This is a genomic window from Enterobacter huaxiensis (assembly GCF_003594935.2).
Lineage (GTDB): Bacteria > Pseudomonadota > Gammaproteobacteria > Enterobacterales > Enterobacteriaceae > Enterobacter > Enterobacter huaxiensis.
In genome coordinates, this window is sequence record NZ_CP043343.1 from 16,886 (window position 1) to 32,523 (window position 15,638).

The 15,638-nt window shown below is 49.2% G+C and carries 20 protein-coding genes and 4 pseudogenes; 3 read left to right on the forward strand and 21 right to left on the reverse strand.

Features of this window, described 5'->3' with window-relative positions:
* Positions 1-101: 101 nt before the first annotated feature.
* From traA to traM, 4 genes are all read right to left on the reverse strand, one after another.
* Positions 102-434, reverse strand: a complete 333-nt coding sequence (gene traA / locus D5067_RS23415) for a type IV conjugative transfer system pilin TraA (RefSeq protein ID WP_374208621.1) — start codon at positions 432-434, stop codon at positions 102-104.
* A gap of 63 nt (positions 435-497) precedes the next feature.
* Positions 498-722: a TraY domain-containing protein gene (locus D5067_RS23420; protein WP_119938061.1), complete on the reverse strand. Its 225-nt coding sequence runs from the start codon at positions 720-722 to the stop codon at positions 498-500.
* A 78-nt stretch (positions 723-800) separates the two neighbouring features.
* Positions 801-1,505, reverse strand: coding sequence for a PAS fold family protein (locus D5067_RS23425; protein ID WP_119938024.1), 705 nt, complete (start codon positions 1,503-1,505; stop codon positions 801-803).
* Between the two features lie 184 nt (positions 1,506-1,689).
* On the reverse strand, positions 1,690-2,085 hold the full coding sequence (traM, locus tag D5067_RS23430) for a conjugal transfer relaxosome DNA-binding protein TraM (protein ID WP_119938025.1): 396 nt from the start codon (positions 2,083-2,085) through the stop codon (positions 1,690-1,692).
* A 428-nt stretch (positions 2,086-2,513) separates the two neighbouring features.
* On the opposite strand from traM, the gene D5067_RS23435 reads away from it, so the two are divergent.
* Complete coding sequence (locus tag D5067_RS23435; protein WP_119938026.1) at positions 2,514-2,984, forward strand: transglycosylase SLT domain-containing protein; 471 nt, start codon at positions 2,514-2,516, stop codon at positions 2,982-2,984.
* Positions 2,985-3,022: 38 nt separating this feature from the next.
* Here D5067_RS23435 and D5067_RS23440 read toward each other — a convergent pair whose 3' ends face one another.
* The 13 genes and pseudogenes from D5067_RS23440 to D5067_RS23500 all read right to left on the reverse strand — a co-directional run bounded on the left by D5067_RS23440 (position 3,023) and on the right by D5067_RS23500 (position 10,532).
* The gene (locus D5067_RS23440; protein WP_119938027.1) at positions 3,023-3,553 is read right to left on the reverse strand and encodes an antirestriction protein; all 531 of its coding nucleotides are present in this window, start codon (positions 3,551-3,553) and stop codon (positions 3,023-3,025) included.
* A gap of 689 nt (positions 3,554-4,242) precedes the next feature.
* Complete coding sequence (locus tag D5067_RS23445) at positions 4,243-5,073, reverse strand: N-6 DNA methylase (protein ID WP_119938029.1); 831 nt, start codon at positions 5,071-5,073, stop codon at positions 4,243-4,245.
* 44 nt (positions 5,074-5,117) lie between these two features.
* Complete coding sequence (locus D5067_RS23450; RefSeq protein WP_119938030.1) at positions 5,118-5,384, reverse strand: hypothetical protein; 267 nt, start codon at positions 5,382-5,384, stop codon at positions 5,118-5,120.
* An 84-nt stretch (positions 5,385-5,468) separates the two neighbouring features.
* Complete coding sequence (locus tag D5067_RS23455) at positions 5,469-5,825, reverse strand: hypothetical protein (RefSeq protein ID WP_119938031.1); 357 nt, start codon at positions 5,823-5,825, stop codon at positions 5,469-5,471.
* A 49-nt stretch (positions 5,826-5,874) separates the two neighbouring features.
* On the reverse strand, positions 5,875-6,153 hold the full coding sequence (locus D5067_RS23460; RefSeq protein ID WP_119938032.1) for a hypothetical protein: 279 nt from the start codon (positions 6,151-6,153) through the stop codon (positions 5,875-5,877).
* Positions 6,154-6,214: 61 nt separating this feature from the next.
* The gene (locus D5067_RS23465; RefSeq protein WP_119938033.1) at positions 6,215-6,604 is read right to left on the reverse strand and encodes an ammonia monooxygenase; all 390 of its coding nucleotides are present in this window, start codon (positions 6,602-6,604) and stop codon (positions 6,215-6,217) included.
* Between the two features lie 971 nt (positions 6,605-7,575).
* Positions 7,576-8,073, reverse strand: a complete 498-nt coding sequence (locus tag D5067_RS23470; RefSeq protein WP_119938035.1) for a MucR family transcriptional regulator — start codon at positions 8,071-8,073, stop codon at positions 7,576-7,578.
* The gene (locus D5067_RS23475) at positions 8,063-8,296 is read right to left on the reverse strand and encodes a hypothetical protein (protein WP_119938036.1); all 234 of its coding nucleotides are present in this window, start codon (positions 8,294-8,296) and stop codon (positions 8,063-8,065) included. The genes D5067_RS23470 and D5067_RS23475 overlap by 11 nt, the downstream gene beginning before the upstream one ends.
* A gap of 226 nt (positions 8,297-8,522) precedes the next feature.
* Positions 8,523-9,198: pseudogene (locus D5067_RS23480) on the reverse strand (plasmid SOS inhibition protein A).
* Positions 9,195-9,341, reverse strand: a pseudogene (gene psiB / locus D5067_RS23485) (conjugation system SOS inhibitor PsiB); the annotation flags it as partial. The pseudogenes psiB and D5067_RS23480, both read right to left, overlap by 4 nt.
* Positions 9,336-9,732, reverse strand: a pseudogene (locus tag D5067_RS23490) (ParB/RepB/Spo0J family partition protein); the annotation flags it as partial. The pseudogenes D5067_RS23490 and psiB, both read right to left, overlap by 6 nt.
* 181 nt (positions 9,733-9,913) lie before the next feature.
* On the reverse strand, positions 9,914-10,174 hold the full coding sequence (locus D5067_RS23495; RefSeq protein ID WP_119938038.1) for a DNA polymerase III subunit theta: 261 nt from the start codon (positions 10,172-10,174) through the stop codon (positions 9,914-9,916).
* A gap of 166 nt (positions 10,175-10,340) precedes the next feature.
* A complete protein-coding gene (locus D5067_RS23500; RefSeq protein WP_119938039.1) occupies positions 10,341-10,532 on the reverse strand; it encodes a hypothetical protein in 192 nt (63 codons plus the stop codon).
* 309 nt (positions 10,533-10,841) lie between these two features.
* Between D5067_RS23500 and D5067_RS23505 the strand changes: the two genes are divergently transcribed.
* Positions 10,842-11,144 carry a helix-turn-helix domain-containing protein gene (locus tag D5067_RS23505; protein WP_119938040.1) on the forward strand — a complete coding sequence of 101 codons (303 nt, stop codon included), beginning with the start codon at positions 10,842-10,844 and terminating at the stop codon, positions 11,142-11,144.
* Positions 11,145-11,208: 64 nt separating this feature from the next.
* Here the strand turns inward: D5067_RS23505 and D5067_RS23510 are convergent, their stop codons facing one another.
* The 3 genes from D5067_RS23510 to D5067_RS23520 all read right to left on the reverse strand — a co-directional run bounded on the left by D5067_RS23510 (position 11,209) and on the right by D5067_RS23520 (position 13,914).
* The gene (locus D5067_RS23510; protein ID WP_119938041.1) at positions 11,209-12,597 is read right to left on the reverse strand and encodes a GGDEF domain-containing protein; all 1,389 of its coding nucleotides are present in this window, start codon (positions 12,595-12,597) and stop codon (positions 11,209-11,211) included.
* Positions 12,594-13,313 (reverse strand): EAL domain-containing protein, encoded by a 720-nt coding sequence (locus D5067_RS23515; protein ID WP_119938042.1) that lies wholly within the window; start codon positions 13,311-13,313, stop codon positions 12,594-12,596. Before D5067_RS23515 ends, D5067_RS23510 begins: the two co-directional genes overlap by 4 nt.
* Before the next feature lie 151 nt (positions 13,314-13,464).
* Positions 13,465-13,914, reverse strand: a complete 450-nt coding sequence (locus D5067_RS23520; RefSeq protein ID WP_119938043.1) for an SgcJ/EcaC family oxidoreductase — start codon at positions 13,912-13,914, stop codon at positions 13,465-13,467.
* A gap of 738 nt (positions 13,915-14,652) precedes the next feature.
* Between D5067_RS23520 and D5067_RS23525 the strand changes: the two are divergent.
* Positions 14,653-15,198, forward strand: a pseudogene (locus D5067_RS23525) (DUF2913 family protein); the annotation flags it as partial.
* Positions 15,199-15,310: 112 nt separating this feature from the next.
* On the opposite strand, the gene D5067_RS23530 reads toward D5067_RS23525, so the two are convergent.
* Complete coding sequence (locus tag D5067_RS23530; protein WP_119938044.1) at positions 15,311-15,544, reverse strand: hypothetical protein; 234 nt, start codon at positions 15,542-15,544, stop codon at positions 15,311-15,313.
* Positions 15,545-15,638: the final 94 nt, after the last annotated feature.

A 15,638-nucleotide genomic window follows, 5' to 3' on the forward strand; every position in this document is an offset into this window, starting at 1 on the left:
CCGCCAGCCGTTTTCAGGGCAAAGCAATCCCCTGAGCGCGATGCGCCCATAAATACGTTTTCAGGTATTAAATGGAGATCTGTGCTAACCCTTGCGGGCCATTAATATCCGGCTACTGCCATTCCGACGGTAATGAATACCGACAGAATGGCAAAGCCTGCGAGGAACTTCAGGTTCTTGGTGGTCATATACATGACGGCACCGACCAGCACCTCGGCGAGGATCACCCATTTGACGACGCTGGAATCCTTACCGAAGGTACCCTTCACGGTACTGTCGCCGCTGGCCATCAAATCACTACCCGAGGAGGAAGCCAGTACGGTTTCCGGGAAGAATGCCGCAACGGCAGCAACAGGCAGCGCAGTTTTCAGTGCCTTGAGAAAGCCCAGCTTGCTGAATTTCTTTTTAGACGGCGCCGGAGTTACGTCAATCATTACAGATACATCAGTCATTTCATTAGTCCTTTAACTAAACATATTTATTAGAAAATTCTTAAGTCATTCATCGTCATGTTTACTTAAATTATTGGGTATCACCTCCACCATTTCAGAGTTATAGAAATCAGGGTATTTAAGTAGGTGGTCACGAAGCCTCAGAAGTGCTTCCTGCGACTTTGAACGTCCACTTCTGTCCTTTGCCTTAAGGAGGCGAAGATCTGTATCAGGGTCAAGGTAAATTGACATAGTTATGGTTGGACCTCGAAGCCTTTGGCGTCTAATCATATTTATCCCTTTCATAAAAAGTCCCTGAATAGATCCTGCCACGGCAATTCCAATTTAAGCAATACCGAGATTTATACACTATTTATTTAACAAAAAATTAACATTGAGGATTTTCAAGATAATCTTTGTCATTTTATAGTGTGCATTTTCTTTGAGACAATAAAATCTAAACTCATCAAAATCGATGAATTTAGGTTTCAATTTGATTTTCACACTAGACATACGATTAGAAACAGCAGCATCCGAAATTCCCAACACTCTAGATATTGTATTCACGTGAAAACCCATAACATAAAAGCATAGAGTGATCATTTGCCTTGTAGTTAATTCGCTTAAAAAAGCATCCAAATCGAAATCTTCATTTTTTGAACCTTCTCGTATATTAAAAAGTGCTTTGTAGTCTGGGAAATAATTTATGAACCATATAGCGAACATATCACCATCAATATCTCGTGTTTCTACACGCAACTGATAATACTCTCCCTTGAAGCTAAAATTTCTACAGATTGCCGTACCGGGCCCCATTACAAAGGACTCAAGTTCTATGCTCGATAACTCAAGCTCAACTTCATCTTTATCAAAGCTAAAACCTATATATTCTTTCGAGGTGGGATGGAAGAAATCTTTGAATGCATCATTTTTATATATTACTTCACGGGATTGATTGCGGAGGCAGACAGGAAGTGGAGAACTGCTATAAAGCCCGTCTATGAACTTGATAGCACTATCAAGATCTATTGATTGACTTACTTGGGCAGGACTACTAGGATCGCGGGCACTCATAAAGCCTCCTTCGAAGGTTTTAGTGGGTAGCTGGTAGGGAGGGGGGCAATCCCTCCTTACCAGCGAATCGGCATAATACTGCCGGGTTAAATTTTAGTTAAGTCTCACTTAAAATATACCTTTCCCTTCATTTATTGTCACTAAAAAAACGCAGATCAAAACCCTTTTTTATTTAAGAAAAAAGTCAATCATCCTCGGATATTTCCAACTCCTCAGGAAAGAAGTTGTTAACAATCACCTGCACATCATCCCGAATGTTCTGCACCATGATTCTGAACTCAAATTTATCGTTCCCATCCAGGTGTGGACTCATGGATTCCATAGCCAGAATCTTGCTGGAAATAAACTGTGATTTCAGGACAGCCTCGAGAAGCGTTTTATTGAAGAGCATCTGATTGAACGGAGACTCCTTACGTTCCATCTGTGCCTCATACACCCTCAGCCCCAGTTCAACGAGCATTGATATAACGCTGGAGCTGCTCACATCTTCTTTTCTCGCTCCCTCTGCTCGTCGCTGTTCGACGATGGCGTTTATTTTATTGACCACGTCATCGCTTACGTATGCCTGTATCTTTGCCATAGCTCAGCTCCTTTTATTGTGCTGTGAAAACATATTATTTTGACTCTTAAATAGCCCCGCTTGCCCGACAAACTGCAGGCGAATCGCAGGCGATTCATCCAGTGGTTTTATGACGAATCGTCAGCGATTCACATGGCGGATTGCCGGCGAATCACCATTGCGTAACTTCATGAAAATAATATTGTGAATCGTATATGAATCGTTGATGAATCTCCAGAGATTCATACAGTAGTTGCAAGTGAATCTGATTTATAATTTAAAATAAATTATTTCACATTATTCAAACTCTAAGCTATTGAAGTGAATACCCAATCAGCAAAAAGTACGTTTTGCGTGGGGTGTGGTGATTTTGTGGTGAGGAGTGCATATTTGTTGAATACAGCATCGGGATGGATTAACGTATTTCCGGCATTATGCCCGGAGGAAAAATGAAACGGATCGTCACCTTTGTTATATCACTAATGCTGTCTGGTTCACTCAGTGCCGCAGACTGTTTTGATCTTGCGGGAAAGGATTACAGAATTGATCCGGATTTACTGCGCGCAATATCCTGGAATGAATCAAACTTTCGCACGGACGTTAAGGGATACAATCCTTTTTCGGGGTTCGGCTCCGGACTCATGCAGGTCGATTCCCAGCACTTCAGCGAACTGGCACGATATGGAATAAAACCGGAGCATCTGCTTACGGACCCGTGCATGAATATCTACACCGGTGCCTACTATCTTGCTATTGCATTCAGGAAGTGGGGGATAAGCTGGCAGGCGGTGGGTGCATATAATGCAGGTTTCAGGAAAACAGAGAAACAGGCGCAAAGAAGATATGAATACGCCAGAAAAATTGAGGCAACGTACAGGACTATCAAAGAGAGTAAAAAAACCAGCGCAATCGTTAAGTAAAAAAAAGGCTCATTTATGAGCCTTTTTTATCAAACCATTCAGTCTATCGCCTGCCAGATTAAGTGACGTTCGGGATGTTTAATGATGCTGATATAGTCCTTAAGCGCGTCCTGACGGGAAATTAACCCTTCACACAGACCTGTATACTCTGGTCCCATTTCCGACAATTTCCACGACAGTCCGTTCATAATCATCAGCGTGGCAATGATACCTGCAGCCTGAGCACTGACCTCTGCACTGAAATAGTTTCCCGCAATGTCCATTTTGTACAACTGGTGTCCGGATGGTGCAATAAACCCTGTTATAACCTGCGTGGTAATTATCGTGTGGGGTGCGATTTTTCCCTGTACACCTTCTGGTATCAGGTAATAATCCCAGTTTCCACCATCGTAATCGGAGCAGCGCCGTAACCAGTCCGCAGCCATGATGTCACCCGCTGGCGAACAAAATAGAAACGGAACAACCCTGAGCTTTCTTTCCGGCATTTCCACACGACAGCTTTCAGTAAATTCCGGATTAAACGGTTCGGCTGATTCACTAGTGGCGGTGTTGACCTTTTTCGTGCGCATTTTATTTTTCTCCCTGTCTGAATTAAGAACTGTTCGACTTCATCACTGAGCGGCAACGGGCAATGAGCAACCATCAATTTTTAAATCCAGGGGCGCGAAGCGTTTATTTACCCCTGTATTTAAAAAGGGACTGTTGCTATAAGCAGCCCTCCGCGAACTGATGAAGACGGACGGTTTCAGACGGCAAAATGCGCACGCCCGGAATGAAGATTTGCCGGCAGCAAAGCATCATTCCGGTCATTAAAGTGATGGAAATGTGATTTACATCACGGTTTAAGCGGCGTGTCCTGATGGGACACTGCAAGCGCAGATGTTGCCTTTAGCCATCAGACCGTAGCGAAGCCCGAAACCCGAAGGGGTTCGGCGGAGACTGACAGGTGCGTCAGCAGCTGTCTGGCGTAGTCGGGCTCGACGACCCGGCCGGAACGGACGGGGAGCCGAAGGTGGCCATGGTTCTGCCTTTTTTGCCCTTAAGGACATACAGCAGAAGAAAGAGCACAGAGAAGAACAGCAGCCAGAACACCAGGTATATGAGATACCGGACAGACCAGGGTGTGTTTAACTTTAAAAACGACACACGCAGAACGGAGAGGGGCGGCGCGTCAGCGCGGCCCTTTTCGTTCGCCCCGCAGGGGCGTGAAGTTTTTCGCGGCGCAAAAGGCAGTGTTATCCCCTGCCCTGCCTGTCTGTTAAGCGGCCTCCCCCAGTCCCTGCAAAAATTTCCGCATTGCTTTCATACGGCGCTGATCGTCAAGTCGCTTCTCAAAGTTGTTGATGTAGTACACGGGCGTATATCGCACCCTGTTAAGCTGCATCGTGAGCGTATTGCCCGTGACCACCTCGGCGGGAATACCCAGCAGGGAAAGCTGAATGAAGGCCATATCAGCCGCGATCGGGTCGATATCGATGCAGCTACCGAACATCTGCTCAGAGGGGTTGTAGCCCGCCTCAAGCAGTATCTCCGCATACGCTACAATCATCCCCGCCGCGCCGCTTGCCGGATCGCTCACCGTCACGAACCCTTCACGGCGTATCGTTTCGTCAATATCCGGCATCAGCAGCTTCGCCATCAGAGACTGGACGTTGTACGGCGTGAAATACTGCCCGTTCCGGTCGTCGCCCAGCTCAAGCTCCATGAAGATCGCGCCCAGAAAGTCGTGGAATTTCGCCTCCAGCGCGCAGACCATCAGGCCGAAAAGCGTATGCAGATTGCTGATATCGCTCTCGCCGTACTTCGCGCAGATTTCACGGCTGCGCTCTATGTTCTCCGGCGTTCTTATCCGCGCCATATCCAGTTCACTGGCCGCCAGCGTGATAAAGTCGCTGAAGACCTCCCAGCGGCGCAGGTTGCGGGCGGTATCCCTGAACACGCTGATAAACTGGCGGCGGGCGTCCTCAATGGTCATCATCCGTTGTGGCATCGCCTGCGCGTTCACGGCGGGCAGCGCGGGCTTAACGGGAATGACGGGTGCGGCCTCTTTCGCCTGGTCAAAGAAGCTGGCAAAACTGAGTTGAGACATCGTTCCTCCTCCTAAAATGCCGCCCCTGCGGGGCGGCTCCTCCGTCAGTTACATGCCCGCGTCAGTTCGAGCGTGCGTAACACCTGCCCCCACTCGCTCCCGCGCATGGCAGGAATACGAACGGCGCGCCCCTTTTTGCGGCACTTCGCGATATGACGCCCCAGCGCCCGCATTTCGGTACTGAGTGCCTCCGGTGCTATCTCGGCGCGCTTGATCCGCACCTGCCTTTTCACGGGCTGATTTTCTGCCGCGCAGATCTGGACATACAGGGCGGTCGATGTGACAATCGACGCTCTACTGAAATGATTCATACATGTTTCCTTTTAGTTGAGGCCGGGTTCATCGTTTAGCGGCGTGGAATCCGGCGGGATATGGCAGACGAAAGTCTGCCTTTTTCATTTCTGGCCTGTGGTTTTCGGGCTGAACACCTCCTTAACCTTGCGCACAATGTCGGCGTGGTTCGTGTTGCTGTAGTCCTGCATGCGGAAATAGCGGCGACCGCAGCGCACATAGATTTCCGTGACGTTCCCGCAGATCATCTCCTGAAGCATGAAGGTTTCCGTGTCCTGCGCCGTGTTGCACTGCCAGTTCATTGGGTACATGCGCCCTGCCGCCTCGTGAAACGCGGTCACGTCAATTTCAACGGGCGCGGTCACGTATGACTTTTCGCGGCTCAGCCAGTACGCGCGCTCGGCCTCGCTGGTCGCGTGAAAACCCGCTTCGGCGCTGGATTCGGTCAGATGTAAATGCATGGTGTAGCTCCTTCTGGTTAGTGGCGGTTATGTGTCGCCGTGGTGGTTATTAGTCGAATGTGATGCCGGAAAAATGCGCCATCAGGTACAGCATGTCGGTAATAACGTCTACCTGCTCCTGAATCGCTGGCGTGGCTTTCAGGATGCGCGTTACTGCCGCTCTGAGTTCACTCATGTAGCGGACAGCAGACTCGGCCAGCGCCGTTTTATCGGCGCTACTTTGATACTTAAGCAGGGCTTTACTGACGCGGTTTTGCAGGGTTTTAAACTCGCTGAGGGCGCTTTTCTCCCACTCGTCGAAGCTGGACGTGCTGTTATTGCTGGTCATGGTGTTTCTCCGTTGTCGCTGGCGGCATTCCCTGCCGCCGTGGGTGTTAACGTCGCCGCGCTCACTCTGCGAGCATGGCGTATTCAAAGGTCATGCATTTTTTCAGGCTCTGGTTCGCATACGCCCATGCAGCCAGCCCCGTATCACCATAAAGGCGCTCGGCGTGGGCTTTTGCCTCAAGCCACGGCTGGACGATGCGGAATGACAGGAGCGGCTTATCGCGCATCCAGTCCAGGACACCCTCGTACCAGACGTTTTTGCTCATGGCGCACAGGATGTTGCAGACCTCTTCCGCCTCGTCGCTCTCTGAAAGCTGCAGGTTCCACACCTGGCAAAGCTCAAGCAGGTAAGTGCGCTGTTCTGCGATAACGCAGGCCTGACGAATTTTTGGGTTTAGACCCCATCTTCCGGTAGATTCTGAAGCGGCGGTTTTGACGTTTTGTGTGTGCATCCTGGTTTTCTCCTTGTCTGGTGATGTTTCCATCTCCCGGTGAGTTCTTCGCGGCAGGGGCAGAGGAGCAACGGCGACAGGGAGCAGCGCAAGGGGCGGCGACGGAAAGTTTTTGCCTGCAAAAAGTTTATGGCGGCGTGCATTTCACCCCTTGCGGTGTGACCAGCCGGTGCTACGACTACGCCCTCCGCGCAGAACCCACGGGAGGTGGTTCGCCGGAGGGCGGGAGGATGCACACACGCCGGAACGTGAATCGCCGCTGGCGAATCGCGGGCCGGACAGTGGAGCACCGGTGGTTTACCGCCGGTGCGGTGAAGGCGGCCTGACCGGAACGGTCGGAGCAAGCCGTGGTGTTGACGTCAGCCATCAGACCGTAGCGCAGCCCGAAACCCGAAGGGGTTCGGCGGAGACTGGCAGGTGCGCCAGCAGCTGTCTGGCGTAGTGGGGCTGACGACCCGGCCGGAACGGACGGAGAGCCGAAGGGTAGCCATATGTCTTGCCGATTAGCCTTTGCGACCGGAAAAAGCAGGCAGCAATATTCCAAGCAAACAGAGCCGGAGAGTGGGGCAGAAGCAGAAGCAGAATAAAAAAAAGCCGCTATGGGAAGCGGCCACACAATAGTGTGAGTTCATATTCGTTATAAAGTTCATTCCGAAGCGAAGTGTACGCGACAATTTTGAAATGAAAAGAATATATCGGGAAAACATAGGTTTTCATGTCGAGCAGCATAACCTGAATAAGATGAATCGGGCTGATAGCGCGTCAGCGCTACAGCCCTTCTTCAAGTCAAACAGAGTCTTGCCTGAGTTCATTAGTGCGGTCGCGGAACAGAGGATTCAGAGACCTCTGTTTGCTTCAGGGAGTATGCGCCGCATGGAAACAAACCGACCCGAACGCTGCGCATACTATATCCCTGAAAGCGGTAATGATTTTATCCGAAAAGCTTGTGTGCAGAAAGACCCGTTATACCGTTAGCCTGCTTCAGCCTGCCAGCGGTACAGACAGCTTGGGGAGAGCTTCAGCTCATCAGCAATTTCGCGCACCGTTTCAGCCGTTTCGACACGGGTCTTCATTCTGCGCACCGCCTCCCGTTTGAGGTCTCCGCTGACCCTTTTTATAGCAGGGGATGTTTCCCAAATCCGGTGTGTGGTCGCCGTTCGGGAGGACGACTTTTTTTTCAGCGCTGAGGGCCTGCCCCGATCTTTTACCCTGGCATACCCCTCAGCCATCATCCTGACCTGCAGGTCAGGATCAAGCTCGCCGCTCCCGATACGTCTTAGGACATTTTCCTGACATTTCGCTGAGTGTTCGGCACTGGCAAGCGGGACATGTTTTGCTATACCCCAGCGCTCGCGATATTCGCTCACTGGCATCTCATGCGCCATACGCAGATGTGGCGCCAGAAAGGAAAATGCCCTGCCGCACTCCCTGCAGACAATTTTTCCATCCCTTTCTGTCTCAGTCGCCATCTCCCGCCTCCTCAAACCCCAGCACTTCCCGCATTACCTTCACGCTCTGTCTTCCCCCCTCGCTCACGCTGGCCTTGTACATCTGTCCGGTTATGCCCTGAAGCCTGTTCCCGTCATCGGTATACAGCCGCACATCCAGACGACAAAAGATTCTCCTGTTTCGGGCATGACGGAAGACGGTGTCCGTTTCTTTTCTGTCGAATTTTCTACTGCCCAGCGTCATGATACCTCCTCGCTGCCATCGCGCCATCCAGCCCAAGTCTAAATCTGTTCCTTAAGGGTGATGATATGCTCCCCGATCTTCCCTACAAGCCGCTTGCTTTCCGTTTCCAGCCAGCCGCTGAGTCCGTCCCACTCGCAGGGCATATCCGTAAACCTCGCACATACCGTTCGCAGGCGATTTCTCTGGCTGCGGGCGAGCTTCAGCTCTGTTTTCCGTGGATTATTCCTCACGGGCGCACCTCCGCGAAACATAGCTTGTTTGGCACCATCCAGCGCTCCAGCTGACGTACGGGAACGGGCGCCTCCTCCGTCAGCAGCCTGGCCCCGTACACCACGTTCCAGAGCGGCTCACCCTTAAATTCATCACGCCCCAGCGTCGCCAGGGAGGGGAAACGCCCGCTCCAGCGCCAGAACATTGCCTCAAGGTCGAACTGTCCCAGCCCGGAATGGGACCAGCGGGAGCTCCAGCTGCCGACCGTCTCCGGGGTATGAAAGGCCAGCTCGATTTCGGCCTGCCCCGCCAGCGCCTGGTACGCCCGTTCACGCAGGCACAGTTCCTCGCGGCGCTGGCGGGTGTATTTTTCGGCCTGCATCGCCTCCTGTCGGCGGCTGCGTTCGGTATGCCTGAAGCTTTCCTCCGGAAAGAGCTGCTCGCCGGCGTTAACGGGCAGCGGCAGCCAGCAGCAGGTTCCCCGCAGCTCCTGCGCGCTCAGCACCGGCGCGAACAGGCGTATTTCCCTGAGAGTGACGCGTTTGCGACCGGTCAGGCGGCGGAAAAAGGCGCTGGCATACGGAAACGCCGTGGACGCCGCGCGAGCGCCTGCGCTCAACTTCGGCAATGGCCTCCATCGCGGCGCGTCGCGCAGGACAGAAGGGCACCAGGGAGAGATGTGAAGGGATCATGCCGCGCCCTCCGATGACAGAATGCTGATGATGCTGGCCTGAGAATAGCCTTCCGCATCGAGACGCGCCGTCAGGCAGAGGGTGTGACTGACAAGCTCAGTCTGGTAACCCTTCAGGGTGCGCACCACGGAGAACGGGCGACCGCGGCTCCACGTCCAGCCCTCCCGCTGCTGAATGTCCTGCGCGATTTGCTCCAGCTTTTCCTGTACCAGACGCTCGACCAGCACGCTGTCAGCCGTGCCGTCGCCCTCTTCCTGGCTGAACAGATCTTCACGCAGATACCCTCCTGCAGCCTCGTAGGCCTCGCGCCCGATGAACCGGAATAGCGTTGTCGGTACGCATCTCGGTGTCGGTGACGGCACGTTTAATCAGGTGCGCGGGTGCGTTTGACCAGCTGGCCTTCACGCTCTCAAGGATTTCGGCCTGACGGGCATGATCGTCCTCGAGGCAGAGCGCCTGACACTGCTCAACGGTCAGTTCGTCCTGCGCGAGCTTCTCCATTAGGGACGGGGCGAGGTTTGCCAGCTTTAGCATGACAGCCTGCCCGGACGTTAGGTAAAAAAATACCGGGCAAGCCCGGCAAACATGCAAACGCTTCAACAAATTTTTATTTATCTACAATCTCGGAGGATACTAGTTGTATTCTAAACTATAGCCATACATAGAATAAGACTTATTTAATGGTAGAATTCTGATTTTGTTGGAGCCTGATGGCTCACTTCGGCTTACCGCTGGCTTCAGCCATTTCAACATATATCGGATCGTTTGCGTAAGGCAGCGGAGCACTGAGTATGCGGTAGTGCCGGACTCGCTCCATAAAATATTCTCTGAGATGCTCCGGCTGCTCTCTGGACACAACCTCAGCTACAACCGGCTGGTTCAAACGTTCCTTGTATGCCACTCCAGAAGCCACCAGGTTCACGGCGACTTTGTCCTGCTCTTCTTTTGATTTGGCTGCAATGTTGAACTGAGACACTGAAAACTCCGAAGGAGAAGGAAAGAGTGTTCAGTGTACGCCCTTAGAGCACAGGGGCAACGGACACAGAGCGGCGCGAAGCGCGGCGCATGTCCTTGCCCCGCAGGCGCGAGCCTGCCAAGTTTTACGCGCGGGCTGACAGGCGGCATCACCGCCTGCCGGAGTATCACACTCCCTTTCCACCATGCAGGATGAAGTGTCCGCCGATATACACCGCACACTGACAGGTCATGTAGTAGCAGATTTCATCAACCACCTGCGCGGTGGTCAGCTCCCGCTGGCCGGAATCACGACAGCGGGCATTAATGAGCGCTTTATAATGGCGCAGGATGTCGCGCGTCTGTGGGTCGAGTTTCATGGATATCTCCCGACAGGCAGGGTCCCCCAGCCAACTTGCTTATTACGCAGTGGTGTTTGTTCTGCATCAAAGATGAGGAATATAGCCTGAATAGTGGCCTGAGGATCACCAAATCCAGTTGTGAACCCTGCTCAAAAACCTGCTGACGCAGTCCGGCATACGCATACATACCTTCAGCAATTTTCAGCGATGACGGACCTGAGAAGTTTGTAGCATACGCGCCAGGTTCCCCAGCAAAGTACGTTTCTGCCCTATACTAATAATCCCCTTTTGAGCCGAGTAACGGCGGAAATTGGACGGTGCCCGGCAATGGAAACCCCTATAAAGGAAATCGCGGAAAAATTCGGATACACCGTCAGAACGGTCAATCGTCGCAGCTACCAGCTGCTGGGCATGTCACTCGGTGACTGGCGCCAGCGTCTGCGTGTCGTCAAAGCCATCGACCTTTTAGAGCAGGGCGAGAAAGTGGAAGTGGAAGTGCAAGTGGTAGCGTATACCGTCGGCTATAGAAGCGCCTCCGCGTTTATTTCTATGTTCCATAGAATGACAGGCAGAACCCACGGCAGTATTTGTACTCGCCATCGGCAGAGCGAAGATCCCCAAGAACATTAATTCAATAGCAATAGCAATAGCAATAGCTGCAGGATGCCAACGCCAGGCCTGTAGCCTGACATTTTTAAGCACTACACACTCTACTCTTTTTATTTTCCTTTTTTTGTTCGAACATTTTTATATCAGCTTCAGCTATCGCATCAGAAATTTTGGTCGAAACGTACGAGACGCCGTAGCTGACTGAAAGCTGAACTTGTTCATAACCTAAAATTAGAGGGTTTCTCTTGATATCAGAGGAGATCCTTTCAGCCATTAATACGGCCTGTCTGCTGCCATGTTTTATCACAACGACAAATTCATCACCGCCATATCTCAGGACGATATCCTTCTCTCTGACATTATTGATGATGATCTGCACGATCTGCTTCAGCGCCCTGTCACCAGCATCATGCCCATAGCTGTCATTTATTTCTTTGAATTCATTGCAATCGAATAAAATAATAAAAGCATAATCATCAGAATTTAAATTCTCAAGTACGCGTCGGTTATATACCCCGGTGAGCGCATCTGTAAAAATCCTTGTATGATGATAGTCATTTTGTTTTTTATGCAAAATGAAAACAATGATATCAACCAAAATAATCATAATGCAAAAGATAATGAACGCATGATTATTTAAGGCGAGGGAAACAATATCAACGCCGCCGATAATGACGTAATGCTTCGATGTTTGAGTTTCGTTTTTAAGCAATGCATTTTCACAACTGCCATAAAAACAGTACCCCTCACCAGTTTCATCAAAACGTAGATATAATGATACCCACTTTTTCCCGTCTACAAACTTACGAGCAAGTTTGTTATTCAATGATCGACTGATATCGGCGTAGACGTACCCCATAAACCGTCCACTTCGTAGATCGAAAAATGGACTGTACATCGTATCCTCTAACTCACCGGTTAAAGAATCAGCATAGATACCCGTAACGCTGTTTAGTCTATCATTTGCGTTCCAGTTTAACAATCGGGAATAAAACCCGTGATCTGGTTCTTTTCTGGTATATAATTCTTTCTCTTTAACGATATGAGAAAAAATCGCATGTTGAAAAGGTTTGGTGTCAGCATCAAAAAAATATAACACTCCCGCTGAAGGGGAGATCAAATATTTATTTTTAAGATATATAGGTTTTACATTTTTTTCAATAATGCGTATCCCTGCCAGCAAGTCATTCACTCCCTCTTTACTTTCATTAATGCGAATCAGTTTCCCTGCGATCGCATGATTGCTAGTGGTAGCATAATCTTTATAGGTTAACGTTGTGCTTAGGGATAATGCAATCTCTTCATTCTGGGTAAATTCAAGATCGTAAAAATTTTTTATTTCGGAAGTGACCAATTCAATATAATTCAATTCTTTAAATGAGATAACAGTAAGAAATGAAAGACATAGCACAAATGATGTTACAACAATGATAATTAACACACTTATTTTGGATTTATTATTTATTAAACTCATGGGCACATACCGCTTGCAATCTCGTTCCTTAACGCCCCTATTCCCCCTGGTTTATGGTAATAATAGCCTTGCTGTAGAATAATCCCCTTAGAGTCCAAGTACATAGCAGTATCTTTATTCTCGATACACTCGGCTATAATCGCGCTTCTTGATATCAACGCTTCTATCGAGTGTACCAAACGCTCGAAGATCTGTGGCTCTGAATATATTTTATGGTTTATCTTGATGTAGTCTAAGTAGGGGGCCATCAGCACGTAGCGTTCAAGGTTCGAAAAGTCGCAGCCGAAATCATCCATTGCCACGCGGAACCCTGAAAGCTTCAAATCAGTGAGATTATTCACTACGCCCACATTAGATGTGAAGGGTGTATATTCTGTCACTTCAAGAATAATGTTTGATGGTTTTATTTTTTTTTCATGAACTGAATGACAAAACCAGCTGATAAATATAGCATCAGAAAGGCTTTCAGGATGAACGTTGATCGTTAAATTCTCAATATTCAAATCATTAACAACGTTAAGAATATTTTTAACCATTGCTTTATCAAATGCTATCTGATGTCCATTCTTTTGTACATCATTAAGGAGTGCAGCAGGGCTGTACAGCCTGTCATTTTTCCTTTCCCGGCAAAGAAATTCTCCTCCCCATCGTTTCTTATTTGAATAAATGCCCTGTAGGACGATATCAATTCGCCCAGTATATATATCTTCTTGCATATTAAATTCTGCCGGATTGGAAATGGTATATTAAAAAATAGGATCGTTTTATTGAAATGAGAAAAAATCAGTATCAAGCTGGTGTAATGACCTAATGCCATTAATCGGTAGGAAAAATATCATGCCTGCTGAAGACAGGCATGAACAGCCATTAGCCTTCCGGCATCGCTGAGGAGTGGTGTGATGAGATTTTCCATTCTTTCCCATCAAACGTATAAGTAAACGTGTAACGGGCGGTCACTTCAGACTTGTCAGCAAACGTAAACTTATAGACACCACTGTCTATTGCTTTATTACAGCCAAGGCGAATGGTGCGGCTTTCAATTTTGCCGGTTGGTTTCTTCGCGAGGAAATGTTTGAAATAGTCGACACGCTCAGCGTCAGTCAATCGCACTTTATTCGACACTGTCGGTAACAGTACTGCATCACTCACGTAATTCTCAGAGACCTTTTTGGCATCTCCTGTTTTAAGCGAGTTATTCCAGTTGTCAAATAAAGCTTCGATCTGAGCATTCGTCACTTTTACACAGGTCATTTCCGACTGTGCAAATGCTTGCGTTGACAGTAATGCGATTGATGCGGCCAGAATTAATTTTTTCATTGTCATGTGTACTCTATTAGTTATATTCAGAAGTTATTTTGAATTGCTGCAATTAAATAAACCCTAAACATAACCCACTTAATATTGTTTTAATGTTATAGAATTTAACATATGAAAAACACCAACCTGAAATGCCGTATAAAATGGTAACATATACCGATCATAAGTTGATAAAACACTTATGATGACTTTCTAATATTTATATTATTTTACAGATAACACACGGCGGGTATAGACACAATAAAAGTCCTTTATCTCAGCATCGCTAAAAACACCCTACCGACATAGCCCCGTGCCTCTGAGTATAGGCTTGCATGGTGGGACAAACACATTGAGGAGCCCTGGCACAATCAATGCCTACGAGAGAAGTGCTGAAGCCAGGAAAGCCTGTATCAGACATCATGCTACCGTCTGCAAGGGCTGCGGATTCGATTTCGAAAAATTCTACGGAGACCTGAGCAAGGACTTAATCCACGTCCACCATATCACCCCCCTTAAAAGAGCTATAAAATAAACCCGGTCAGGTATATGGTTCTGCTATGCCCGAACTGCCACGCAATGGTGCACAGATCGAATGAATCCAGACCATTGTCCGTCGATGAGTTGCACAGCATAATCGATGAAGCCAAAAACAGGCCGGTGCTATCGGCTAGTTATCGTTTAACATTCATCAGGGATGCTTAAGAATTGATAAACAGGGATAAGACCGGTCATCTGGCATAGTGCGCACTTGTCGCGCTGCAGCTGGCCCGTCAGGACGGGCTGATTAACTCAGAATCGCAGGAAAATCTTTTCATTACGCGCTGGTTTGCTCTGACTAAAAAGCAGCGTCGTTTCTCGCGTGACCTGGCCACTGATATTGACTGGATACTGAATCAGGAACGATCACTGGATATACGCGCCCGCCTCAAGCAAAAGCTGGACTACATCTGGCGCAGCTGCACCGGCGAACTGCTGGAGCAGAATGATATGTTCCGGCTGGAACTGGCAACTCAGCATGGCTGGATCTACCACGTCCTTATCGACATAGACTGGAGAGGCCGGAACCGAATTCAGCCCTCAGCATCAGTAAACAGCATCTGCCTTCTGAAAAGCGCCCTGGACATCGCTTTCAGTGAAGACGGGAAACAAATATTACCGGTGCCGGCCAGAATTAGCGGGCAGGTTGAAGCGCTCAATGAATTGCTTAAAAACGGTGACTGGATAGTCCTTTCTGACGGAGATGCCTCCCTGCCCCACCAGTATTTGCTAATGACCGGACAGGAAGTGCCAGATAAGGGGGAATTAGTGTCAGATCTTCGCCAAGTCGTCTTCAGACAGACCTGTCATTTTCATCACGTAGCGCACAGCACATACCTTTTGCTCCCCACCTCGACATCAGACATGCGATGAGCTGTTACGTAACAGAGAATGAACCCAGCATCACGACAGAGAGATTATCTGGAAACGGAACCATGCCCAGGCTTTGAACTAGTCTGGCCAGGTCTTCGCTGTTTGACACATTGTAGAGATGGCTGTCATCTACCTGACTCCATAATCCATCAGAACAGAGGATCATTGATTCGTTTTTTAATAATGGGCGGGTTTGCCACTCCAGACGATGTTTCAACCCGGAGCCAGTATGTCGCATCAATCTGTTCCTGTACGGATGATACCGGAGTTGCTCTGACGGACAATCCCCTCGCAGGACTGCCAGTTGTGCGACAGAATGATCCAGTTGTTCA